Origin of the sequence: Glycomyces sp. NPDC046736, assembly GCF_040645615.1 — a bacterium.
Lineage (GTDB): Bacteria > Actinomycetota > Actinomycetes > Mycobacteriales > Micromonosporaceae > Glycomyces.
This window is the reverse complement of sequence record NZ_JBEYYO010000013.1, coordinates 44,861-65,948: the sequence shown is the minus strand read 5'-3', so window position 1 is coordinate 65,948 and position 21,088 is coordinate 44,861. Positions and strand designations below refer to the sequence as shown.

At 71.4% G+C, this 21,088-nt stretch carries 25 protein-coding genes and 1 pseudogene; 12 read left to right on the top strand and 14 right to left on the bottom strand.

The features are described from left to right. Nucleotides 1-6 precede the first annotated feature (6 nt). Nucleotides 7-1,497: a dynamin family protein gene (locus AB0B28_RS14320; protein ID WP_360120797.1), complete on the bottom strand. Its 1,491-nt coding sequence runs from the start codon at nucleotides 1,495-1,497 to the stop codon at nucleotides 7-9. A 176-nt stretch (nucleotides 1,498-1,673) separates the two neighbouring features. On the opposite strand from AB0B28_RS14320, the gene AB0B28_RS14315 reads away from it, so the two are divergent. Continuing rightward, nucleotides 1,674-4,091: a LuxR C-terminal-related transcriptional regulator gene (locus tag AB0B28_RS14315; RefSeq protein WP_360120795.1), complete on the top strand. Its 2,418-nt coding sequence runs from the start codon at nucleotides 1,674-1,676 to the stop codon at nucleotides 4,089-4,091. Next, a complete protein-coding gene (locus AB0B28_RS14310; RefSeq protein ID WP_360120793.1) occupies nucleotides 4,088-4,600 on the top strand; it encodes a LuxR family transcriptional regulator in 513 nt (170 codons plus the stop codon). The genes AB0B28_RS14315 and AB0B28_RS14310 overlap by 4 nt, the downstream gene beginning before the upstream one ends. 83 nt (nucleotides 4,601-4,683) lie before the next feature. On the opposite strand, the gene AB0B28_RS14305 is transcribed toward AB0B28_RS14310, so the two are convergent. Beyond that, nucleotides 4,684-5,190: a helix-hairpin-helix domain-containing protein gene (locus tag AB0B28_RS14305; protein ID WP_360120791.1), complete on the bottom strand. Its 507-nt coding sequence runs from the start codon at nucleotides 5,188-5,190 to the stop codon at nucleotides 4,684-4,686. 84 nt (nucleotides 5,191-5,274) lie between these two features. Continuing rightward, nucleotides 5,275-5,958, bottom strand: a complete 684-nt coding sequence (locus AB0B28_RS14300) for a hypothetical protein (RefSeq protein ID WP_360120789.1) — start codon at nucleotides 5,956-5,958, stop codon at nucleotides 5,275-5,277. 229 nt (nucleotides 5,959-6,187) lie between these two features. Between AB0B28_RS14300 and AB0B28_RS14295 the strand changes: the two genes are divergently transcribed. Continuing rightward, nucleotides 6,188-7,327, top strand: coding sequence for a glycosyltransferase family 1 protein (locus tag AB0B28_RS14295; RefSeq protein ID WP_360120787.1), 1,140 nt, complete (start codon nucleotides 6,188-6,190; stop codon nucleotides 7,325-7,327). Here the strand turns inward: AB0B28_RS14295 and AB0B28_RS14290 are convergent. Further along, entirely contained in the window at nucleotides 7,257-7,772 is a 516-nt protein-coding gene (locus AB0B28_RS14290) for a DUF2269 domain-containing protein (protein WP_360120785.1), read from the bottom strand. The two genes, AB0B28_RS14295 and AB0B28_RS14290, sit on opposite strands and share 71 nt — an antisense overlap. A 77-nt stretch (nucleotides 7,773-7,849) precedes the next feature. Continuing rightward, nucleotides 7,850-9,055 carry a cation:proton antiporter gene (locus tag AB0B28_RS14285; RefSeq protein ID WP_360120783.1) on the bottom strand — a complete coding sequence of 402 codons (1,206 nt, stop codon included), beginning with the start codon at nucleotides 9,053-9,055 and terminating at the stop codon, nucleotides 7,850-7,852. A 115-nt stretch (nucleotides 9,056-9,170) separates the two neighbouring features. Here AB0B28_RS14285 and AB0B28_RS14280 point away from each other — a divergent pair, with 115 nt between their 5' ends. The 3 genes from AB0B28_RS14280 (at nucleotide 9,171) to AB0B28_RS14270 (ending at nucleotide 10,789) form a co-directional block, all read left to right on the top strand. Beyond that, nucleotides 9,171-9,836: a hemolysin III family protein gene (locus AB0B28_RS14280; RefSeq protein WP_360120781.1), complete on the top strand. Its 666-nt coding sequence runs from the start codon at nucleotides 9,171-9,173 to the stop codon at nucleotides 9,834-9,836. A gap of 37 nt (nucleotides 9,837-9,873) precedes the next feature. Then, complete coding sequence (locus tag AB0B28_RS14275) at nucleotides 9,874-10,260, top strand: DUF1992 domain-containing protein (RefSeq protein ID WP_360120779.1); 387 nt, start codon at nucleotides 9,874-9,876, stop codon at nucleotides 10,258-10,260. A gap of 88 nt (nucleotides 10,261-10,348) precedes the next feature. Continuing rightward, nucleotides 10,349-10,789 carry a DoxX family protein gene (locus AB0B28_RS14270; protein WP_360120778.1) on the top strand — a complete coding sequence of 147 codons (441 nt, stop codon included), beginning with the start codon at nucleotides 10,349-10,351 and terminating at the stop codon, nucleotides 10,787-10,789. Between the two features lie 52 nt (nucleotides 10,790-10,841). Here AB0B28_RS14270 and AB0B28_RS14265 read toward each other — a convergent pair whose 3' ends face one another. Beyond that, on the bottom strand, nucleotides 10,842-11,585 hold the full coding sequence (locus tag AB0B28_RS14265; protein WP_360120777.1) for a class I SAM-dependent methyltransferase: 744 nt from the start codon (nucleotides 11,583-11,585) through the stop codon (nucleotides 10,842-10,844). Nucleotides 11,586-11,642: 57 nt separating this feature from the next. Between AB0B28_RS14265 and AB0B28_RS14260 the strand changes: the two genes are divergently transcribed. Together AB0B28_RS14260 and AB0B28_RS14255 are read left to right on the top strand one after the other, a co-directional pair. Then, nucleotides 11,643-11,942 (top strand): putative quinol monooxygenase, encoded by a 300-nt coding sequence (locus AB0B28_RS14260; protein ID WP_360120775.1) that lies wholly within the window; start codon nucleotides 11,643-11,645, stop codon nucleotides 11,940-11,942. Nucleotides 11,943-11,971: 29 nt separating this feature from the next. Then, the gene (locus AB0B28_RS14255) at nucleotides 11,972-12,550 is read left to right on the top strand and encodes a DinB family protein (protein WP_360120773.1); all 579 of its coding nucleotides are present in this window, start codon (nucleotides 11,972-11,974) and stop codon (nucleotides 12,548-12,550) included. A gap of 258 nt (nucleotides 12,551-12,808) precedes the next feature. Here the strand turns inward: AB0B28_RS14255 and AB0B28_RS14250 are convergent, their stop codons facing one another. Continuing rightward, the gene (locus AB0B28_RS14250; protein ID WP_360120771.1) at nucleotides 12,809-13,900 is read right to left on the bottom strand and encodes a hypothetical protein; all 1,092 of its coding nucleotides are present in this window, start codon (nucleotides 13,898-13,900) and stop codon (nucleotides 12,809-12,811) included. Between the two features lie 241 nt (nucleotides 13,901-14,141). Here AB0B28_RS14250 and AB0B28_RS14245 point away from each other — a divergent pair, with 241 nt between their 5' ends. After that, nucleotides 14,142-14,546 carry a VOC family protein gene (locus AB0B28_RS14245; protein WP_360120769.1) on the top strand — a complete coding sequence of 135 codons (405 nt, stop codon included), beginning with the start codon at nucleotides 14,142-14,144 and terminating at the stop codon, nucleotides 14,544-14,546. A gap of 71 nt (nucleotides 14,547-14,617) precedes the next feature. Here the strand turns inward: AB0B28_RS14245 and AB0B28_RS14240 are convergent, their stop codons facing one another. Beyond that, on the bottom strand, nucleotides 14,618-14,839 hold the full coding sequence (locus AB0B28_RS14240; protein ID WP_360120767.1) for a hypothetical protein: 222 nt from the start codon (nucleotides 14,837-14,839) through the stop codon (nucleotides 14,618-14,620). Continuing rightward, the gene (locus tag AB0B28_RS14235; RefSeq protein ID WP_360120765.1) at nucleotides 14,836-15,441 is read right to left on the bottom strand and encodes a rhomboid family intramembrane serine protease; all 606 of its coding nucleotides are present in this window, start codon (nucleotides 15,439-15,441) and stop codon (nucleotides 14,836-14,838) included. Before AB0B28_RS14235 ends, AB0B28_RS14240 begins: the two co-directional genes overlap by 4 nt. 143 nt (nucleotides 15,442-15,584) lie before the next feature. Here AB0B28_RS14235 and AB0B28_RS14230 point away from each other — a divergent pair. Further along, nucleotides 15,585-16,247: pseudogene (locus tag AB0B28_RS14230) on the top strand (NAD(P)H-binding protein). A gap of 130 nt (nucleotides 16,248-16,377) precedes the next feature. Here the strand turns inward: AB0B28_RS14230 and AB0B28_RS14225 are convergent. Further along, nucleotides 16,378-16,848: a MarR family transcriptional regulator gene (locus AB0B28_RS14225; protein WP_360120763.1), complete on the bottom strand. Its 471-nt coding sequence runs from the start codon at nucleotides 16,846-16,848 to the stop codon at nucleotides 16,378-16,380. Nucleotides 16,849-16,976: 128 nt separating this feature from the next. Here AB0B28_RS14225 and AB0B28_RS14220 point away from each other — a divergent pair, with 128 nt between their 5' ends. Next, nucleotides 16,977-17,495 carry an FKBP-type peptidyl-prolyl cis-trans isomerase gene (locus AB0B28_RS14220; protein ID WP_360120761.1) on the top strand — a complete coding sequence of 173 codons (519 nt, stop codon included), beginning with the start codon at nucleotides 16,977-16,979 and terminating at the stop codon, nucleotides 17,493-17,495. Between the two features lie 53 nt (nucleotides 17,496-17,548). Here the strand turns inward: AB0B28_RS14220 and AB0B28_RS14215 are convergent, their stop codons facing one another. The 3 genes from AB0B28_RS14215 to AB0B28_RS14205 all read right to left on the bottom strand — a co-directional run bounded on the left by AB0B28_RS14215 (nucleotide 17,549) and on the right by AB0B28_RS14205 (nucleotide 19,574). Next, nucleotides 17,549-17,833 (bottom strand): molybdopterin synthase sulfur carrier subunit, encoded by a 285-nt coding sequence (locus AB0B28_RS14215; RefSeq protein WP_360120759.1) that lies wholly within the window; start codon nucleotides 17,831-17,833, stop codon nucleotides 17,549-17,551. Next, nucleotides 17,830-18,975: an exo-alpha-sialidase gene (locus AB0B28_RS14210; protein ID WP_360120757.1), complete on the bottom strand. Its 1,146-nt coding sequence runs from the start codon at nucleotides 18,973-18,975 to the stop codon at nucleotides 17,830-17,832. Before AB0B28_RS14210 ends, AB0B28_RS14215 begins: the two co-directional genes overlap by 4 nt. 80 nt (nucleotides 18,976-19,055) lie before the next feature. Further along, a complete protein-coding gene (locus tag AB0B28_RS14205; RefSeq protein ID WP_360120755.1) occupies nucleotides 19,056-19,574 on the bottom strand; it encodes an AAA family ATPase in 519 nt (172 codons plus the stop codon). A 118-nt stretch (nucleotides 19,575-19,692) separates the two neighbouring features. Here AB0B28_RS14205 and AB0B28_RS14200 point away from each other — a divergent pair, with 118 nt between their 5' ends. After that, entirely contained in the window at nucleotides 19,693-20,391 is a 699-nt protein-coding gene (locus tag AB0B28_RS14200) for an HNH endonuclease family protein (protein ID WP_360120753.1), read from the top strand. Here the strand turns inward: AB0B28_RS14200 and AB0B28_RS14195 are convergent. Next, nucleotides 20,388-21,065 carry a maleylpyruvate isomerase family mycothiol-dependent enzyme gene (locus AB0B28_RS14195; RefSeq protein ID WP_360120751.1) on the bottom strand — a complete coding sequence of 226 codons (678 nt, stop codon included), beginning with the start codon at nucleotides 21,063-21,065 and terminating at the stop codon, nucleotides 20,388-20,390. The two genes, AB0B28_RS14200 and AB0B28_RS14195, sit on opposite strands and share 4 nt — an antisense overlap. Nucleotides 21,066-21,088 lie beyond the last annotated feature (23 nt).

Genomic DNA, 21,088 nt, shown 5'->3' with positions numbered 1-21,088 from the left:
AAGGTCTCATCCGAGCCGCTGGGCAAGCAGGTGGAATCCACGATGCACCACGTTCGCCACCCGGGCTTGGGACGGGGTGGCGCCGCCGTTGGCGAAGGCCCGCCAGCGGGCGGCGGCTTCGATCGCGGATCGGCGCAGTTGCGGCCGGGGGGCGTCGGGCAGGCCCAGGACGACCCCGGCGTCGTCGGTCAGGGCCAGGCGGGCCACTTCGGCTTCCATGGCCTCGGGCAGGGCGACCTGTCCGGTGGTGACCTGCGCTGCGGCCTCCAACAGCGGCAGGCGGTGGTATTCGGGGCGGGCGACGATGGATTCGACGGCGCCGCGCAGGAGGTCGCGGTCGGCGGCGGGCCCGGAGGCGGCGGCGGCGTCGAGGCGGCCGAGGGCCCAGCCGGCTTTGATGACGTCGGCGCGGACGCCGAAGATCTGGTGGAGGGTGGTGCGCAGGCGGGGGAACCCGGAGGCGGCGAAGAGGATGCGGACCAGTTCGCCGGTGGCCAGGTGCGGGTTGGCGTCGAGGTGGGCGATCGCGAAGTGGATGCCGTACAGGTCGAGGCGCTCGAGGAGGCGTTTGCGCTGGTGCTGGTCGACCGGGCCTTCGGTGGACAGGAACAGTCCAGCCGAGGCGAGCATGAGGGCGCGTTTGGCCTCGTCGAGTCCGGCGAGGGTCCGCAGGGCTTCGCAGTCGGCGGCGGTGAGGAGACCGGCTTCGGCGGTCTCGGCGAGCAGGCCCACGACGGGGACGACGTCGCAGACGGCGCGGCGCAGGACCGCGGCCTGGTCGGCGGCGATGGGTCCGGCGACGGGCCAGGGGTCCTGGCCGGGGCCGGGGGCGAGTTTGTCGGCCTTGTTGTACAGGCCCAGAGCGTTCATGGGGGAGCTGGACAGCTGTTGGGAGGCTTTGGCGAACGCTTCGAGCGCTTCGACGTCGTCGGCGCGGACCTGCTGGGTGAACACGTAGATGATCGCCTCGGCCGATTCGACGGCGGCTTTGGAGTCGTCGTCGACGTCTTCGGCGATGGGGGCGGCGAAGAGCATCTCGCGGGCGGCGTCGGAGATGTCGGTGTTGACCGACTGGAGGCCGGGGGTGTCGACGACGGTGAGGTCCCGCAGGCGGTCGGAGGAGAGCTGGACGTCGATCATGGCGGCCTCGTCGGCCGGGATCGGCAGCGAGGTGGGGATCATGCCGTTGGCGTCGAGGGGCACGGCGTGCTTGGAGCCATTGCGGGCGATGACGTCGACGCGGTCGGCCGGGCCGTACCTGAACTGGGTGACCACGCGGGTGCATTCACCGGCGGCGGTGGGGGCGACGCGGCGCCCGATCAAAGCGTTGACGAGTGTCGACTTTCCGGCTTTCAACCGCCCGGCGACGGCGACGCGCAGCGGCTGCCCGAGCCGGGCGGCCACGTCCTCGACCACGGGGCGAGAGGCGCTGCTGACCTTGCCTGCCAGGTCCTCGCACATGCCCGCCACACTCGTGGTGAGTTGCCCTGCCACCATGCTCCCGCGTCCGCCCTCTCGTCAGTCCTGGGTGTCGGCCTCGCCGACGCCGGTCTGCGGTATCGAACTATCCGCAATATCATGAGAGGCGTCGGCCCTCGGTCGACACAGACGACGATACAAACCTCGATCCCCCGACCGCCTCCCCCATTCGTGCCACAGCGTTAGGAGCCCCCTTGGCAGCCCCGCCGCCCACCCCCGGTCCGGCCCGGTCCGCCGCAGCCGCCATGCCTGCCGCGGACAGGGACGAGGCGTTGCGCGCCATCGCGGGCGCGCTCGCGGGCCCGGGGCTGGTGGTCGTCACCGGCCCGCCCGGGTGCGGGCGCACCAGGCTGTTGGAGCGGCTCGCGCGGGCCTCGAAGCGGCCGGTGCACGCCGGCGGCGGCCTGGCGATGCTCTCCGGTGCACCGGCGCTGGCGTTGGAGCGGGCCACGCGGGCGCGGATGCCCGCCGACGATCTGCCGTTGCTGGCCGAGGCGGTGTTCTCGCGGACACGCGGGGGCCTGTTGGTCATCGACGATTTGCAGTGGTGCGACGGTGCGACGTTGGCAGTGCTGCCGGTGCTGGCCGAGCGGTTGCCGGTGGCGGTGGCGCTGCGGACCCCGAACCGGCTCGGCGCCGAGGCGCTTGAGCGGTTGTTCGCCCACGCGACGGTCGTGCCGGTGCCGCCGTTGACCGACGAGGAGGCCGCGCGGCTGGTCGCCGAGGCGGCCCCTGCGATGCCGCCGACGCGTGTGGCCGCGCTGGCCGCCCGGGCGGGGGGCAATCCGCTCGCGTTGTCGTCACTGGCGCGGCGTGCCTCGGCTGATCCCGACGATCTGGGGCCGTCCGAACCGGGGGACCCTGCCGCGGCCGCGGCGGCGGCGATCAGTGACCTGCCGCGCGCGGGGCGTACGGCGTTGGCCGCTTTGGGTCTGCTGGGGCGTCCGGCGCACCCGACGCTGCTGGGCGAAGGCGCGGCGGTGCTCACCGAAGCAGGGCTCGCGGTCGCCGAAGGGGCGCATCTGCGTCCGGCTTCGCCGTGGATGGCCGAAGTCGCCGCGGGGCTGCTCGACGGGGAGGCGCGCCGGTCGATGCACGAGCGGCTGGCCGATGCCACGGTCGGGGTCGAGTCGGCCCGGCACGCCGCAGCGGCCGGACAAGCCGACCGGGCCCTGGCCACCGCGCTGCACGCGGCCGGTCGCGGCGGCCCCCAAGCCCGCGCCGAAGCGCTGCTCTTGGCCGCTGACCTGGACGCGACGCACACGGTCGCGGCGGCGCGGGCCGCGCTCGAAGCGGGCCGCACCCGCGCGGCCCTGGCGGTCCTGGACCGGTCCGGGGCCCTGGGCGGCGAGGCCGCGATCGTCCGGGCCTGGGCGTTGCTGGCCGTCGGCGAGGCCGCGCACGCCCGCGAGGTCCTGCACGGTGCCCCTGAAGGGCCCGAGACCGACCAGTTGCGGCTGCTGTGCGCCCCCGCGAGTGAACGCGAGGCGCTCGCGATGGAGTTGCGGGCCCTGTACGGGCCGACCGACCACCCCGGGCTGGCCGCCGCCCTGGCCGGGGACGACCCGGACGCTCTGGCAGCGGCCGAGACCCTCGCGCGCGCGGCGGGCGACCACACCACGGCGGCGTGGTGCGCGTGGACCCGCGTGATCGCTTTGGCGGACGCGGCGCGGCTGGTCGAGGCCGAAGCGGTCGCGCACGAGGCGGCCGACCGGGCCGGCGCCGAAGGCGCGTATTCGTGGCAGACGCGGTTCCTCGCCGCGGCGGCCTGGTGCCTGGTCCTGTCCGGCACGGGCTTGGACAACGTGATCGCCGCGGCGCAGTCCCTGGCCGATCACGCGCTCCCGGCGGTGGCCGACACGCTCATCGACGCGGCGATCGCCCTGGCCGAGGCCGACACGGGGGCGCTCGGGGCCGCGCGGGCCCGGCTCGCGAAGCTCCACGACGCGCCCGCCGCGCTCGACGGGCTCGTGGCGTGGCTCGAACACGAGACCGCGTGGCTCGACGGGCAGCCCGGGCCCGAGGCCCCCGAGGTCAGGCCCGGCCTGGTCGGCGGGCTCGCGCACATCACGGGCCGGTGGATCGCCTACGACACCGGGACCGAGCCGGTGACGGCCGAGGCCGCGCCGTGGCCGGTGCCGGTGGCCACGACGCTGTCGGCGTGGGACAAGGCCGCCCCGGGCCCGTTCGCGCAGGCCGCTTCGGCGTGGGACGGTCTGGCCGCGCGCGAGCAGGTCCGGTGCCTGTTGGCGCTGGCGGTGCATTCGGGTGAGGCGCGGGCGGCGGTCGCGGCTTTGGAGGCGGCGGAGCGGATCGCCGACGAGCACGGGTTGATCGTGCTGGCCGGGCGGGCGCGGCGGGGGCTGCGCAAGCACGATGTGCGCCGCGACCGACGTTCGGCGCGCGGGGGCGGCGGGTTGACCGACCGTGAGAGCGAAGTGCTGCGGCATGTGGCCTCGGGGCATCCGTCGCGGCGGATCGCCGAGATCCTGGGGATCACCGCCGAGACGGTGGAGACGCATATCCGTTCGGGGATGCGCAAGCTCGGGGCGAAGACGCGCACCGAGGCGGCGGTGCTGCTGTCGTCGGCGACGGTCGGTGAGGCGTCATGAGCGAGCAGGTGCCGTTGCATGTGGTCGCGGCCGCAGCCGAGGCCGACGCGATCGTGCGGCGCTGCGCGGCGGCGGGCTGGTCGGCGCATCGGGGGTTCGCTCTGTTGGAGCCGGCGTGGGATCTGGCCGAGCGGCGCCTGGTGTGCCACGGGTCGGTGGGCGATGAGCACACCGCGTCGCAGGCGGTCCTGGCGGCCGCGCGCGGCGCGGGCGTCGTGGCGGTCGCGGCCGGGCCGCTGGCGCTGAGCCTGGCCGCTGACTTGAAACGGGTCGGGCCCTTGGGGTTGACGCCGGGGAAGACCGAGGCGGCCGACGGCCTCGACCTCGATGCCGAGCAGCGGGCGCTGTTGGCGCGGCTTGCGGCCGGTTCGACGATCGCGGCGGCGGCCGAGGCGGAGTTCGTGTCGCTTCGGACGGCGAACCGGCGCATCGCCGGGGCCCGGGCTTCATTGGGGGTCAAGACCACGCGCGAGGCGGTCATGATCTACATCAAGCACGGCCGCGACTGACCCGGTTCGCGCACCCGCGGAGCGTTCGCGGTCGAAGCCGCGTCTCCTCACGGTCAACATGATCGGCATCGCGGGCGCAATGGTCAGCGCTGTGCGATCGTCTCGCGCAGGACGCGCACCGTTTTGGGGCCGACGCCGTGCAAGGCGGTGAGTTCGGCGTCGGTCATGGCCTCGACTTGGTCGAGCGTGGTGATCCCGGCGTCGGCGAGCGCGCGGGTGGCCGGGCGGCCGATGCCTCGCGGCAAGTCGCCGACCTCGCCTGCTCGAGCGTTCGCCGCCGCGTTCGCGGCCTCGACCATTGCAAGGGGAGCGGCGGCGAGCCAGGCGCGACGCAGCCAGTAGTTCAGCGCCTGCCCGTCGATGGCGCCGATCGGGACACGCACCCCGCCTTCGGCGGCCTCGGCCCCGGTGACCTGCGCGATCATGTCGGCCGCTTCGGTCTCGGGCAGGCGCAGCAGCACGCGCGATTCGGCGTCGAGACCTGCGAAACCAGTACCGTCGACGCTCCACTCGCGCAGCCCGTCAACTTCACCCAAGGCAGCCCCGGGCAGTGTGGCGGCGGTCTTGCGCAGCTGCGCGGCGGTGGTCATGCGACCACTGTGGCATACGGGCCCGACATTCCGGACCGGGTACGACGGCGGGGCGCGCCGCGGCGCGCCCCGGGCCGTGTGGCGTTATTTCAGTTCGGCGAGACGGGCTTCGGCCTCGTCGAGCTGGCGGCGCAGCCGGGCGGCCTCCTCGGCCGCTTCGGAGCGGATCTTCTCGACCACTTCGGCCACGACCGCGGTGACCTCGTCGGCTTCGGCGGCCTGGCACATCGCCAGAGCGGCCGAGTGGGCGACCTTGGCGCCCTTGACGACGGTGCGGGCGCCGCGGGCGGCGGCCACGGCCCATTCGCCGTCCTCATAGGTCAAGGTGACCGTGAGTTCGGGGTGCTTGGCGGCACTGGCCCGCGGCCGGGCCGCTTTCTTCTTGGCGGGGGCCGGTGGGGCCTCCGGTGCGGGCGCTTCGGGTGTGCTCACTGGTGTCCTCTCACTCGCGGTGGGTTTGGGCTTGGGTTCGGGCTCGTCGGGGAGCAGCCCGGGGCCGGTGGGCGCTTGCGGTGCGCTGCGCTGGCGGGGGGCGCGGCGGGCGCCCTCGCCGGGGGCGGGCAGGCGCAGTTCGGCCGCGGAGAACGGCAGTTCGTCCGATCCGAAGGCGACGGTCACGAAATCGTCGACGCCCGCGGGGTCGAGGGCGACGACTTTCCCATTGCGTCCGGCGATCTGCCCGGCGGCGTCGGTGAACACCACTTTGGGTTTCTTTCCTTGCGCCAGCACCGCTTCCAGATGAGCGATGTCGGCACTCGACAATGACATCGGAGGCTCCTTCACTTGTATTGGGAGGCACGGCGGGCCGGTGAGGCGGCCGGTGCGTGCATCTTCCAATACCTACCCTGCGGGTACGACACCACCCTGCACCGAAGTCGCCCGGCGCGCGTTCGGGCCCGAACACGGTGTCGTCGCACCGGGCGAATATCGGCTGCGGTTCAGGCCCGCGCCATGTCGGGTTCCCTCCCGCGCCCACCTCGGTGTTTACGCTCCGGTCATGAGAGTCGCACTCGTCACTGAGTCCTTCCCACCCCAGGTCAACGGTGTCGCCCGGTCCGTGGCACGCGCCGCGGCGCATCTGGCCGCACGCGGGATCGAACCGGTCGTCATCGCCCCCGCCCCAGGGCCGGGGCCCCGCCCGGTCTTCGACTGGCCCGTCGTCCACGTCCCCTCGGTGCGCCTGCCCGCCTACAAGCACTTCCGGGCCGGGCTGGCCACGCGGGCCCTCGACGAGGCCCTGGACGCCCACCAGCCCGACATCGTGCACCTGGCCAGCCCCTTCGGGTACACCGCACGGGCCGCGACCTGGGCCGAGCGGCGCGGCGTCCCGGCCGTGGCCGTATGGCAGACCGACCTGCCCTCCTACACCCGCGCCTACCACCTGACCGCGTTCGAGCAGCTCGTGTGGCACCGCCTGCGCTCGATCCACTCCCGGGCCGCGGTCAACCTCGCACTGTCCGAATGCACCGGCCGGGCCCTGGCCGCGCAAGGCATCGGCGGCGTCGCGGTCCTGCCCCACGGCGTCGACACCGACCGGTTCCACCCGAAGTTCCGCGACCAGACCCTGCACGAGGCGCTGGCCCCGGACGGGGAGCTCGTCGTGGGCTACGTGGGCCGCCTGGCCCGCGAGAAGCAACTCCACTGGCTCACCGGCCTGGCCGCGCTGCCGGAGATCCGCCTCGTGATCGTCGGGGACGGCCCCAGGCGACGGGCCCTGGAGCGGCTCTTGCCGCAGGCGGCGTTCCTCGGATCGCTCGGCGGCGACGACCTGTCACGCCTGTACGCGTCCTTGGACCTGTTCGTCCACACCGGGCCCTTCGAGACGTTCGGGCAGACCATCCAGGAAGCGCACGCCTCAGCGGTGCCGGTGGTCGCCGTCGACGCCGGAGGCGCGGCCGAACTGGTCGACCCCGGCGTCGACGGGACCCATTTCCCCACCGGGGACCCCGAGGCGCTGGCCCAGACCGTAGCCGCGCTCGCTGCCCGCCGCGATGTCCTGCGCGAGTGGGGCGAACGGGGCCGCCGGAAGGTCCTGGTCCGCACCTGGGAAGCCGAAGGGGACGCGCTCATCGCCCACTATGAGCGGGCGCTGGCGATGGGGCCGGTGCGACCGCGCGCCACCGCCCCCACGGTTTGAGATAGGAAAGGATCGTCGCACCCAGGTAGATCGCCGAGGACACGATCGGCGCGGCGATGATCTGCGAGTCGAGGGCCGCAAGCGTCGACCCGTCGAGCGACGCGGCGGTCGCGGCGAGCCCGGGCCGCAGCGCGAACACCGTGGCACAGAACGCGATCGCCGTGGCGACCAACTTGACCAAGACCCACACGTAGGACGGACCCCAGCGGGTGCCGAGCATGAGCACGATCCCGGTGGCCAGAGCGGTCGCGCCGATCGGGATCGCGATGGTCCCGGCCAGACGAGCGGCGGCCGTGGCCGCGGCGAACTGCGCGGCCGGGTCGCTCGTGGTGAAAGCCCAGAAGCCGAGCACGATCAGCGAGGCGCTGAGCCCGAGCCAGGCGACCGACGAGGCCACGTGGGCGATGACGAAGCCCCGGTAGGCGGGGCGGCGAAGCTTGCTCATGCCCCCACGGTCGCGCCCAGAGGCACGAGGACACATCGGCGCGGCAGCGTATCCGCCCCTACGCCCAGACGCGGAGGTCAGATCGGTTCGGCCGACACAGCAGCGGTCGACCTCCTGGCCCACCGCAGGCCCACCAGCGGGAAGACCAGGACCGAGAGCATCGCGGCCCCGACCATCGCGGCGGCCACCGACTCCGAGACCAGGTCGCGTTCGACCGCCGTGGCAGCGGCGATCACCACGATCGGCAGCTCGGTGGCCGCGAACGCCGACAGGACCCTCCGCCGCCTTGAGTCCAAGACCCGGGCGAACACCATGTAAGTCGTGGCGCCGCGCACGATCGCGAACGCGGCCAAGAACACCGGAATCAACGCCAGCGCCACCGGGGACCCCAGCAACTCGTCCAGGTCGTACGTCACTCCGGTGTAGACGAAGAACACCGGGACGACCGCACCGAACCCGATCCCGTCGAGTTTGGACTGCACGAGGTGCTCCTCGCGTTCGTTGAGCGCCGACAGCAGCACCTGCATGCACACCCCGGCCGCGAAAGCGCCGAGCGCGATGTCGACGCCGATCTCTGCGGCCAACAGGACCGCGCCGAGCAAGATCAATACCGACAGCCGCACCGCCAACTGCGCACTGGTCCCCAAGGTCGCCGACAGCAAGTGCGAGACGCGGGCCGAGCGGCGCAGGGACCCGAACACCGCCGCGGCCACGGCGAGCCCGGCGACGGCGATGACGAACGTGGCGCGCCCCGAATGCGCGCCTTCGGAATAGAGCAGGGCCAGCAACGCGATCGGCGCGAACTCGCCGACCGCGCCCACGGCCATCAGATGCGGGCCCACCGGGCCGGTCAGCAGCCCCGAATCGCGCGCGATCGGCAGGATCGTCCCCAGCGCCGTCGAGCACAACCCGATCGCCAAGATCAGCAGCGCCGCCCCCGCACCGGCCAGCAGCAGCGCCAGCGCCGCCACGGCGAAGGACACGAGCCACCCGATCGAGGCCAGCGCGATCGGCTTCCCGCGCACCGACCGGAAGTCGATCTCGTACCCGGCCAGGAAGAACAGCATCGCCAGCCCGAGCTGCGACACCGTCGCGAACATCTCGTTGGGCCACACCAGGCCCAGGATCTGCGGCCCGATCACGATCCCGAGCACGATCTCGACCACGACGCTCGGCAGCTTGATCCACCGCTCCAACCGGTCCACCAGCAACGGCGCCGCCACCGCCGCCGAAGCGAGCACCACGATCTGCACCGACAGATCCCCGTCCAACACCGCGTCCACCGCCGGAGCCTAACGGCAGAACCGCACGTCACACGCCATAACGGGGCTTAACCCCACCCCCGATCGGGGGAGCAGCGCACTACCGGCGAGTAACCCCCAGACGTACGCTCGAACCATGGCAACGGCAACCACCACGGCACCCGCACCCATCGCCAAACCCGTCCTGCGCGGCTGGCTCCACCTCGCCGCCTTCCCCACCGCCATCCTCGCCGGACTCCTCCTCGTCGCCACCGCACCCACCCCGACCGCCCGCCTGACCACCGCGGTCTACATCGCCGCCTCCGCCGCCCTGTTCGGCATCTCCGCGCTCTACCACCGCACCAACCTCACCGCGCGCGCCACCGGACTGCTCAAACGCCTCGACCACGCCAACATCTACCTCATCATCGCCGGCACCTACACCCCGATCGCCACCCTCGCCCTCGAAGGCACCGCCCGCACCGCGCTCCTGACCGTCGTCTGGACCGGCGCCGCCGCGGGCATCGCCTTCCGCACCCTATGGATCGGCGCCCCGCGCTGGCTGTACACGCCGCTGTACATCATCCTGGGCTGGGCCGCGGTGTTCGTGCTGCCGCAGCTGGTCGAAGGCGCGGGGCTGGCCGCGACGGTCCTGATCTTCGCCGGGGGCGTCCTGTACACGATCGGCGGCATCGTCTACGCGCTCAAGCGCCCCAATCCGTCGGTGCGCTGGTTCGGGTTCCACGAGGTCTTCCACGCGTTCACGCTCGCGGCCTACGTGGCCCAGTTCGTGGCGGTCGCCCTGGTCGTGCACGGGGCCTGACGGTTACGATCGGGGCACCCGAGGCAGGGAGGCCCCGATGAGCGACAGGCAGGCCCGCGGCGTCGACCGCCAGATCCAGGAGGCCGAGGCGCGCGGCGAGTTCCAGAACCTCCCCGGGGCCGGGAAGCCGATCCCGGGACTGGACCGGCCGCTGCACGAGGACTGGTGGCTGCACCAGCACGCCGCCCGCGAGCGCATCGGCGCCGACGCTCTCCCGCCCGCACTGCGTTTGAGCCGCGAGGTCGACGACCTTCCCGAGACGCTCAACGCCCTGGGTACCGAGGCGGCGGTGCGCGAGGCGGTCGATGAGTTGAACGGGCGCATCCGCAAGGCATTGATCGGGCCGATCGAGGGGCCGCCGCTGCGGTTCGGGCTGCTCGACGTCGAGGCGGCGGTGGCCGCGTGGCGCGAGCGGCGCGGCTGAGCGAGGCGAACCACACGACTTGACAGTGTCAAGCCCTTCCAGGCATCATGAACTTGACACTGTCAAGACACGTTCGGAAGGCCCGTCAATGGCCCCCATCATCACGCTCACCGCCGTCACCCTCCTCGCCCGCCTCGCAGGGTTCCTCGGCGCAGAGCCACTCGACGCCTGGCAGACCAGCCTGCGCATCGGCCTCGCCGCCATGTTCGCCCTCACCGGCGCCGTCCACTTCGCACCCAGATTCCGCATCGACATGATCCGCATGGTCCCCAAGCGCCTCCCCGCACCGGCCGCGCTCGTCACCGCCACCGGCCTCCTGGAGATCGCCGGGGCTATAGGACTCCTGATCCCCGCCACCGCACCGGCCGCCGCCATCTGCCTCGCACTGCTCCTGGTCGCCATGTACCCGGCCAACCATTCGGCAGCCAAGCGCGGCATCACCCTCGCCGGCAAGCCACCCACCCCCATCGCCGTACGCCTGCCCGAGCAGGCCCTGTTCATCGCGCTGGCGATCCTCGCCTCGCTCTGAACCGCACGCCGAAGGCCCCGAACCGGTCTCGGTTCGGGGCCTTCGGTCTCGCTCAGACGGGCCTGCCGAGGGTCAAGTACGCGAATCCCCAGGGGCCGCGGTGGCCGCGCAGCCACCAGGCGCGGTGCTGGTCGGCGCCCGCGCGGATCTCGTCGGCCTTCGGGTGGCCGGGGTTGGCGAGCAGCCAGGTCTCCTTGTCGCGCAGGAACCCCGACTCGAAGTCGTCGATCTCGGAGCGCTCGACCGCTTCGACGCGCAGCGGCCGGAACCCGGTCGCGAACGCGGCGTCGACCAGGTCGGGCAGCTCCAGCCAGTCGGCCGCGGTCGTCTCGGGCCACATGCCGGCCAGGTCGGCCTCGGTGGGCTCACGTTCCCAGATCCCGTCGCCGAACAGCAGCACCCCGCCCGGGTTGACCAGCGGGAACAGTGCCTCCAGGGCCTCGGCGGCGGTGCCGAACACATGAGCGGCGCCGACGCAGACCACCACGTCGGCAGGCTCGGTCCACGCCTCGCCCTGGTACTCCACGAACTCGACCCGGTCGGCGATGCCGCGCTCAGCGGCGCCGGCGCGGCCGCGTTCGAGCAGCTCTTGGTCGGCGTCGATCCCGTAGGCCTTCGCGTCGGGCGCGGCCTGGGTGACGCGCTGGATCAGCTCGCCCCAGCCGCAGCCGATGTCGACGATGGTGCGGGGTGCGGTCGCGGCCAGTTCGGCGGCCTGGCGGTCGAGGCGCCAGGGCGCGATGGGGGAGTTGGTGTCCAGGAAGCCGAAGCGCGAGGGCCGGTCATGAGAAGTCACCGCGCCACCCTAACGACGCCCCTTTTGGCCCGCAACCGGATTGCTACCGTTGGCTCCATGATCACCGTCCACGCCATCGTCCATGCCGCCCCTGAGCACCGCGAGGCCTACCTCGAAGGGCTCCGGGGGCTCCAGGCCTCGACCCTCGCCAACGACGCGGGGTGCCTGAGCTACCAGTTCTACGCCTCGATCGACGACGAGCACACGTTCGTCTGCGTCGAGGAGTGGACCGATATGGACGCCTTGCGCGCGCATATCGAAGCGCCGCACCACGTCGCCGCCAGCGCGGCCTTGGACGAGTTCCGGGATCGCCCGGGGGAGCTCCGCGTTTTCGAATCGCACCCCATCGACCTCTGATGTCACACCCGCGTGTCACACTCACATTGATGACTGACACTAAAGCGCACCTCAAGCGCTATCTCAAGAACGCACGCGCGGCCGTGCTGTGGAAGCTCGAAGGCCTGGGGGAGTACGACCTCCGTCGGCCGCTGACCCCGACCGGGACGAACCTCCTTGGCCTGGTCAAGCACCTCGCCTGCGTCGACGCGGACTATCTCGGTCGCGTCTTCGGCCGTCCTTTCCCCGAACAGCACCCCTGGTTCGCCGAGGACGCCGAGGACAACGCCGACATGTGGGCCACCCCTGAGGAGTCCACCGAGTTCATCACCGACCTCTACCGTCGCGTGTGGGAGCACGGGGACGCCACGATCGACGCGCTCGACATCGACGACACCGGGGTCGTGCCCTGGTGGGGGGACGCGGAAGTCACCCTCGGGGAGATCCTCGTCCACCTGGTCGCCGAGACCAACCGGCACGCCGGTCACGCCGATATCGTCCGCGAGTCGATCGACGGCGCCGCGGGCCTGAGCGCGAAGAACAGCAACCTGCCCGGCGACGACGCCGACTGGTGGGCCGCCTACCGCGGCAAGGTCGAACAAGCCGCCCGCGAAGCCGCGGGCGAGTAGCACGATGAACGGGCCCCGATTCACCGCCGGGGCCCGAACAGGACAAACCACGCACCCAGGTGCGGGGGAGTACCACCCGAGCTGAGGCTCCCGCGCTGCCGATCTCGATCGTGAGCGCGCGTGCAGGGCTCGACCCCCGCAGCCGGACGCCGTTCAGCGCGTAAGCGCCCCACCATGCTTGTTCATGCTTCGGGTTGTGCTCCAGGCTCGCAGCTCAGCGCGTGCACGCTCCAGGAACAACCCGGCGAACGGCCGCGATCACTCGGCGGCCCCAGACGCCGTATTCGCTGCGCGAGCTTCAGCGGTCGTAGCGCGTTCGCGCCATGACTCGGTCTCGGCCCGGGCCTGGACCAGCGCCGCCTCCGCGGCCTCCAAGCGCGAGGCCAGTACCCGCTGGTCGGCCACTGCACCGGCCGCCTCGGCCTGCGACGCGGCCAAAGCCGCAGCCCTCTCATTCGCGAGCGCCCCAGCGGCTTCGGCGTCCCGCCGCGCCACCGCGAGTTCGGCTACCAGCGACTCGACCCGGCCCCGTTCGGCGTCGCGTTCACCGGCGACCGCCCGGGAGCGGGCTTCGGCCCGCTCCAGTGCCGCTTGCCCGGCGCGCAGCGCCTCGGCCGCCTCGGCGGCCACCTGATCGGCCCGCTCACGGGCGGCCCCGGCCTCACTGCGCGCCTGTGCCGCGACCTGCTCGAACTCCACCCGAGCAGCCTCGGCAGTATCCCGATCCGCTTGCGCCGCATCAGCTTCAAGGCGCGCAGTCTGCGCCGAGGCCACCGCCGCGTCACGTTCGGCACTGGCCTCATCGGCGGCGGCCTTCGCCGCAGCCGCCTCGGATCGAGCGGCCTCGGCGTCCTTGACCGCCGCGACCCGCGCCGCCACGGCCTCCTTGGCCCGCTCCTCAGCGGCCCCGAGTGCCGCGGCGACCCGCTCGGCCTCGACCCCGGCCGCGGCCAGGTCCTCACCGAGTGCCGCGGCCCGGGCGGCGACCTCGTCGCGTTCAGCCCGTGCCGCAGCGACAGCGGACGCGGCCTCGGACCGCACTTCAGCGAGCCGCGCCTCGACCTCGGCCGGATCGGTCTCGGCCCGCAACGCCTCGGCCAGCGGCGCCAGCGCCGAGGACATCGACTGCTCGATCTGCTCGTACAGCTCCTCGGCGCGCGCCAGAGCGCCTTCGAGCCCGGGCGTGGCCCGCCGCAGTTCCCGCTGGCGTTTGGCCTGTGTCGCGCAGTCGCCTTCGGCGCAGTACAGCCGCGGCCGTCCGCGTCCGGCCTGCTGCGGTATCGGCGTCCCGCAGCGCTTGCACAAGGTGGTCTTGACGGCGATGGTCCCGGTCGTGCCTGTTTTCGTCATGCCCACAATTCTACATTATTAATATCCGGTTTTTATATTTAAATAACCAAAAAACAAGCGTGTCCCGCCCATCCAAATAACTCACGAGAAGTGCCGTTCCCGCAAGTTATGTATCTGAGGCCCCCGAACCGACCCTCGACCGACGCGAGGGTTCGGTGGCGGGTTGTCGGTGATTCGGCCGCCGAGCGCTCTGGGCGCTGCGACTATGGCGGGAGGTTTCGTTCGATCAAGGGAGAGTGCGATGGTCTCGACCCTCAATCCGTACGTGTCCTTCAACGGGAACGCGCGGGAGGCGATGGAGTTCTATCAGTCGGTGCTCGGCGGTGAATTGCGCCTGAACACGTTCGGGGATTCGGGGATGCCCGATGCCGATCCGGAGCAGATCATGCATGCGCAGCTCACGACCCCTGCGGGGTTCACTTTGATGGCCTCGGATACGCCTCCGGGGATGCCGTACAACCCTGGGCAGAACATCGCGATCAGTCTCAGCGGTGACGCCGATGCTGAGCTGCGGGGCTATTGGGAGCGTCTGAGCGAGTCCGGTGAGGTGGCCGTGGCGCTGGAGAAGCAGCCTTGGGGCGACGAGTTCGGGGCGTGTACCGACCGGTTCGGGATCTCGTGGATGGTCGATATCCACGAAGGCTGAACCGGGGCAACGACAATGGTGGGTGGGGCCTAGGCCCCACCCACCATTGCTTGCGGGAATATCGACGCGGGTTATCGGCGCTGGTTGCGCGGGTGGTTCTTGGCCGTGCGCTCGTTGCCGATCTTGTAGGCGCCGGTCCAGCGGGCCATGACCTGCTGGGGGTCGTCGTCGACTTCGGCGAGGAATTTGGCGGCGCGACCGCCCCGGAGGGTGGTCGCGGCGCGGCCGTGGTGGGTGATGATCACGGTGCCGTCGGAACGCTGTTTATAGGCGAAGCCGCCTGGTGCGTTCATGACAGGCCTCCGGCGGCGGTGATGCGGCGATGGCGGGCGGTCAGGAAGGCCGCGGCGATGCCGCCGAGGAAGCCGAAGAGGTGGGCCTGCCAGGAGATGTGGGGTTGGGAGGGGAAGACGCCCCAGATCATGGAGCCGTAGACGCAGACCAGGAGCACGGCGATGAGGATGTCGCCGATCTTGCGCATGAAGACCCCGCGGGCCAGGAGGTAGCCGAAGAGCCCGAAGACCACGCCGGAGGCGCCGACGGTGACCGAGTGGGCCGGTGAGAAGAGCCAGACGCCCAGGCCGGAGAGCAGCACGGCGGCCGCGAGGGCGACCCACATCCCGTTCCAATCCCGCAGCGCCGCGACGGTGCCCAGGACGGCCAGCGGGATCATGTTGGAGGCGAGGTGGCCGGCGCCGGCGTGCAGGAACGGCGCGGCGCCGATGCCGAGGAGGCCTTCGAAGCTGCGCGGGGTGATGCCGAACTGGGTCAGGTGCGCCGGGACGACCCAGTCGGTGATGAGCAGGAGCCACATGAGGGCGATGAGGACGCCCCAGAGGGTGAGGGCGCGCCTGAAGGGGTGCATCGCGGTCGGTTGCTGGGGTGCGGTGGTCATGGTGCTCCTCGCGAGCGGCGTTGCGGGTGCGTACGGGTTCGGTTGAAGGGTATCCGGATCGAGGCCGCGGCGGGGTTGCGACCCATATTTGATACGGCGACCAGATGTTATGGTCGTCGTATCATTTGTGGTGAGGAGCCGACATGAAACTCACGATCGTGGCCGCGACCGGCGCGACCGGCCGCCTGGTGCTCGAACAGGCCCTCGGAGCGGGACATGAGGTGACCGCGGTGGTCCGGGACCGGTCGAAACTCCCCCAAGGCGTCGACGCGGTACAGGCCGACCTGGCCCGGCCCGAGGCTGCGGCGCTGGCCTCGGCCGTGGCGGGCGCGGACGCGGTGGTCTCGGCGCTCGGGCCGGTCGGCAAGGCCGGGCTCGGGGTGGCCGAGGTCGGGACGACCGCGCTGGTCGAGGCGATGCGCACGACCGGGGTGCAGCGGCTGGTGGTGCTGTCGGCCGCGCCGATCGGGACGGTGCGGACGAAGGCCCGGCCCGACAAGCCCCGGTTCGATCCCGGGGACGGGTTGCGGTTGCGGATGATCACGCCGATCGTCAAGCGGGTGCTGCGCGATCACTACGCGGATGTCGCGGTCATGGAGGACGTGGTGCGCGATTCGGGTCTGGATTAGACGATCGTGCGCCCGCCGCAGTTGACCGATGATCCGGCGAAGGGCGCCTGGCGCACCGCGGTCGGGCAGAATCCGCGCAACGGGTGGAAAATCAGCCGGGCCGATCTGGCCTCGGCGATGCTCGAAGCGGCGGCCGATCCGCACGCGGCGGGCAAGATCCTCGGCGTCGCCTACTGAAGGGCCACTCCCCTGCGGCCAGCGCGGTGTTGGTAGGTCGCGGGAGGGGAATCGGGGCGGGCCGGCCACTCCCCCTGCGGCCAGCGCGGTGTTCCTGCACGGTGCTGTCACTCCCCCGGCGCTGGCGGGTCTACTCCCCTGCTGCGAGGGCGTCGGTGGCGGCTTTGCCGGCTTGGGTGACGGCGGTGAGGAATGCGGCGATGGTGGTCAGTTGTGCGGGGGTGAAGTTCTTGCAGACGTCGGCGATGGCGTCGCGGTAGGGCTGGTAGAGGGCGAGGACTTGCCCGGCGCGTTCGGGGTCGGTGGTGAGGTGGACGGCGCGGCGGTCGGTGGGGACGCGGTCGCGGCGGATGTGTCCGGCGTGTTCGAGGCGGTCGAGGACGCCGGTGAGGGTGGCGGGGTGGAGGTCGGCGGCGCGGGCGAGGGCGGAGGGGGTGAGGGGTCCGGTGCGGTTGATGAGGTCGAGGCATTCGAGGTCGACGTCTTGGAGGCCGAGTCGGTCGGAGACTTGGTGGTTGAGGAGGCGGAGTTGGACGGTGAGTTCGCGGAGGTGTTCGGTGACGTCGGCGGTGGGGGTGTCGCCTGTGGTGGCCGGTGTCATGGGTTGCTCCTGGTGGTTAGGGTCGGGGTCAAGGATAGGTGAGGTCGGGGCCGGGCGGTGGCGGGTGGTAGGTTCCCTCGGTGGCCTTTAGCCTGTTGCGAGTTGGTGTGTCGGTGGTGTCCGTGTGTGTGAGCGCGGTGCTGCTGGCGGGGTGCGGTGCCGGTGGTGCCGCGGATGGTAGTGCTGAGAGCAGCGTTGACGAAGGGGATATGAGCGTGGTTCAGGTCAGTGAGGGTGTCGAGGTGTCGGTGTCGGCGGACACGGGTTCGCGCCCGGTCGTGTCGGTGCCTGCGGCGCAGGCGCCGGCGGGGCTGTTCACCTTCGATGTGGTGGAGGGTTCGGGTCCTGAGGCGAAGGCCGGGGACGCGGTCGCGGTGCAGTACGCGGGGTTCAACTGGTCGGACGGTAAGGAGTTCGACGCGTCGTGGAACCGGGGTGCGCAGGCGTTCGAGGTGTCGCCGCTGGGTTCGGCGCCGGTGATTCAGGGCTGGAACGACGGTCTGATCGGTGCGCAGGTCGGTGACCGGCGTCTGATCGTGATTCCGCCGGAGCTGGGGTATGGCGCTCAGGGTGCGGGCGGGGTGATCGGCCCGAACGAGACGTTGGTGTTCGTGGTGGACGTGGTGTCGATCAACGGCCAGTCGTAGTCTGCGGTTTTGACAGGGGCGTCCCGCTTCGGCGGGGCGCCCCTGTTGGTGTGTCAGCCTCCGGCGATGGAGGGGAGGATTTGGAGGTCGTGGCCGGTGACGGGGGTGTCGAGGCCTTGGAGGCGGCGGGATTCGTCGTCGCCGATGTAGATGTTGACGTAGCGGCGGAGGTTCCCGGTCTCGTCGGTGATGCGGCGGGCCAGGCGTGGGTGGGTCTGGGCGATGGCGGTGATGACGTCGCGGAGGGTGGCCTCGGCGTCGAGGTCGAGGGCCAGGTGGCGGGCCCCGCCGCATTCTGAGGCGAGTGCGGCGGGGAGTTTGACGTCGATGCTGGTCATGGGGTTTCCATGGCGCGGACGCAGAGGACGTCGGGCAGGTGGGCGGCGACGAGGTGCCAGGCGGCGTCTGAGTCGTCGGCGGCCCAGACGTCGCCGCAGCGGGTGCCGAAGTACCAGCCGGGGTCGGCGGCGCCGTCGGTGCAGGCGCCGTCGCGCATGACGTTCCCGAAGTAGGGGGCTTGGGGCAGGCCGCTCCCCCAGGGTTGCCAGGACTCGCCTGCGTCGGTGGTGCGCCAGGCGGCGATGCGGTGGTCGGGTGGGAAGCGGTCCATGGCGCCGGAGACGGGCCAGACCATGGCGGTGGCCGGTTCGGTGGGGTGGGCGACGACGGCGAATCCGAAGTCGGAGGGGAGGCCTTCGGAGACGTTGGTCCAGCCTTCGGCGGGGTCGGTACTGCGCCAGACGGGGCCGTGGGATTGGGCGATCCAGGTGCCGTCTGCGGTGCGGGCGACTTTGTGGATGCAGTGTCCGGATTCGGGTTCGGGGTCGGGGCCGTAGTCGACGGTGATGCCTTTGGTGACGCCGTCCCAGGTGGTGCCGCCGTCGGTGGTGCGGTAGATGCCGCCCGAGGACATGGCGACGGTGAGGTGGTCGGGGTGTTCGGGGTCGGTGACGATGGTGTGGACGGCGGGTCCGGCGCCGCCGGAGGCCCAGGTGGTGTGCTGCGGGTGGTCCCACAGGGCTTGGTTGAAGGTGAAGGTGGTGCCGCCGTCGTCGGAGTGCCAGAGGCTGGTGGGTTCGACGCCGGCCCAGATGCGGCCGCTGGGGGTGAACGCGAGTTGCCAGACGCGGCGTACGGCGTTGGTCTTGTCGGATTCGGGTTGGTCGATGCCTGCGGTGTCGGAGTAGTCCAGGGGCCGGTATGGGAGGTCCTGGGGGAAGGCCATGGGTGCCCGGTCGGGTTCGTGCCAGGTGGCGGCGAGGTCGTCGGAGCGCCATATGGAGGGCCCGAAGTGGGGCGAGTCGGCGGCGGCGAGGATCTGGCCGGTGGCCGGGTCGCAGGCGGTGGCGAAGATTTCGGCGACGGCGGTGTAGCCGTCGGGGTCGAGGGCGTGCGGGCCCTTGAGGACCCAGTCGCGGCGGTTGTCACTGGTGGCCGTGAAGAGGCCTTTGCGGGTGCCGATGAGGACGAGGTAGGCCATGTCGGGCTCCTTTGCCGTGGGAATGGCTCTCGTACCCCATACTCGCGCGTGGGTGTGACGTTTTCCAGCAGTTCGGGGTTTCAGGCGTTCGTGGCGGCGGTGATCTGGGCGCAGACGTCGGCGGGGGTGCGGTGGGTGGTGTCGATGACGGTGGTCTGGTCGCTCATCCATGCGTCGAGGGCGCTCTCGTAAGCGTCGCGGTGGTCCAGGCGCCATTCGAGGGCGCCGGTTTCGACGGTGTCGGCTCGGACGCGGGTGGTGAAGGTGTCGCGGTCGGCGTGGAGGGTGTAGGCCCGGACGGGGATGTCGTGGGCGGCGAAGCCGTCCATGAGTTCGGTCCAGTGGGGGCGCTGGAGGACCGATTGGGGGATGACGAGGGTGCCTCCGGCGAGGTCGAGGACTTCTTTGGCGGTGGCGACGGTGAGGGTGCGCCAGGGGGCCCATTCTTTGAAGTCGGTGTGCGGGAGGTCGCCGATGATGCCGCGCAGGAGGTAGCCGACGTGTTCTGCGTCGAAGACGCGGGCGGGGAGGGCGTCTTTGAGGAGGGCGGCGGTGGTGGTCTTGCCGGCGCCGAAGGTGCCGTTGAGCCATACGATCATTCGGGGGAATCTAGCAGGGTCGGGGCTGTTGTGGCGGTGGGCGTTCGTGTTACGTTGCGAACACCTCGGGCGCAGTGCTGCGCCGTGTCCGCCCCGGTCCCGTTAGGACGTCCTGCCCATGCGCGCCTCCCGTCTTGTTCTGTTGCTCCCGCTCGTGTTCGCTGCCGCCGGTTGCGGTGAGCTGGCCGATCTCGTCGATGATCCGTCTACTGCGGACGGTACCGGTTCGCAGGTGTCGGACGGTTTCTCCGATACGGCGCCGTTCACGGTGACCGTCGACGGCGCGGCGTTGACCGCGGCGATCGAGGCCCTCGACGTGGCCGAGGAGCAGGACGAGGGCTATGACCGCGACCTGTTCCCGCATTGGCGCGACGCCGACGGGAACGGGTGCAGCGCCCGTGATGACGTGCTGGTGTCGCAGGACCGGTCGGGGGCGCTGACCGAGGCCGACTGCGACGACGCGATGACCGGCGAGTGGGTGTCGATGTACGACGGCGAGACCGTCACGGCCTCAGGGGACATCGACATCGACCATTTCGTGCCGCTCAAGGAGGCCTGGGGGTCGGGGGCGCATGCGTGGACGACCGAGGACCGGCAGTCGTACGCGAACTGGCTGGAGAACGAGTGGCACCTGATCGCGGTGACCGCCTCGTCGAACCGTTCGAAGTCCGACAAGGACCCGGCCGAGTGGATGCCTTCGGACGAGTCGGTGTGGTGCGCGTACGTGTGGGCGTGGACCGAGGTCAAGACCGAATGGAACTTGAGCGTTGACGAGGCCGAGCAGGCCGCGCTGCTTGAGTACGCGAGCCAGTGTTAGCCGAACGCGAGCGGCGCGTATCCGTATCGGCGAAGCGCGGCCTCCTCCCCCGCCGCGAAAGGGTCGCGCCCGGTCGCCTTGGCGATGAACGCGATCGGGTCCCAACCTAGGGCGGCCAGCGCGGTGTGGTGGTCTGGTCCGAGGAGGAGTGCGGTGGTGTGGGCGGCGGCTTCGGGTGTGGTCCAGCGGGGTTGGTCGAGGGCGTCGGCGAGGTCGATGCCGTGGACGGTGGTTTCGGTGACGCGGGTGGTGAGGAAGTCTGTGAGGGTCATCGGGTCGCCGTGGCGGGTGGTGACGAGCCGTCCGGGCCGTTCGCGGGCGCAGCGGTCGAGGAGGGTGCGGCGGGTGGTGTCGAATGCGGCGATCAGGGCTGGTCCCCCGGTCCCGGCGGCTTCGGTCGCGTCGTCGACTCGGGTGGAGTTCACTCGCGCGGAGAAACGTTCGTCGGGGCGGTAGTAGGCGCGGGCGTCCACAGTGGCTTCAGGTGGCTCGGGGGCGTCGAGCATGGTGGTGGTGCGTCCGAGGGCGATGGTGAGGTGGCCGGTCAGGGCGGCGACATTCCAAGGAGCGCAGCGGGTCGGGCGTTGCCACTGTTCGGGGGTGAGTGCGGCGAGGGCGGCGTGGAGGTGGTCGGTTTCGGTCGTGAGGGCGTGGAGGGGCGCGGATAGGATCATGAGGCCGCATCGTATGTCATTGA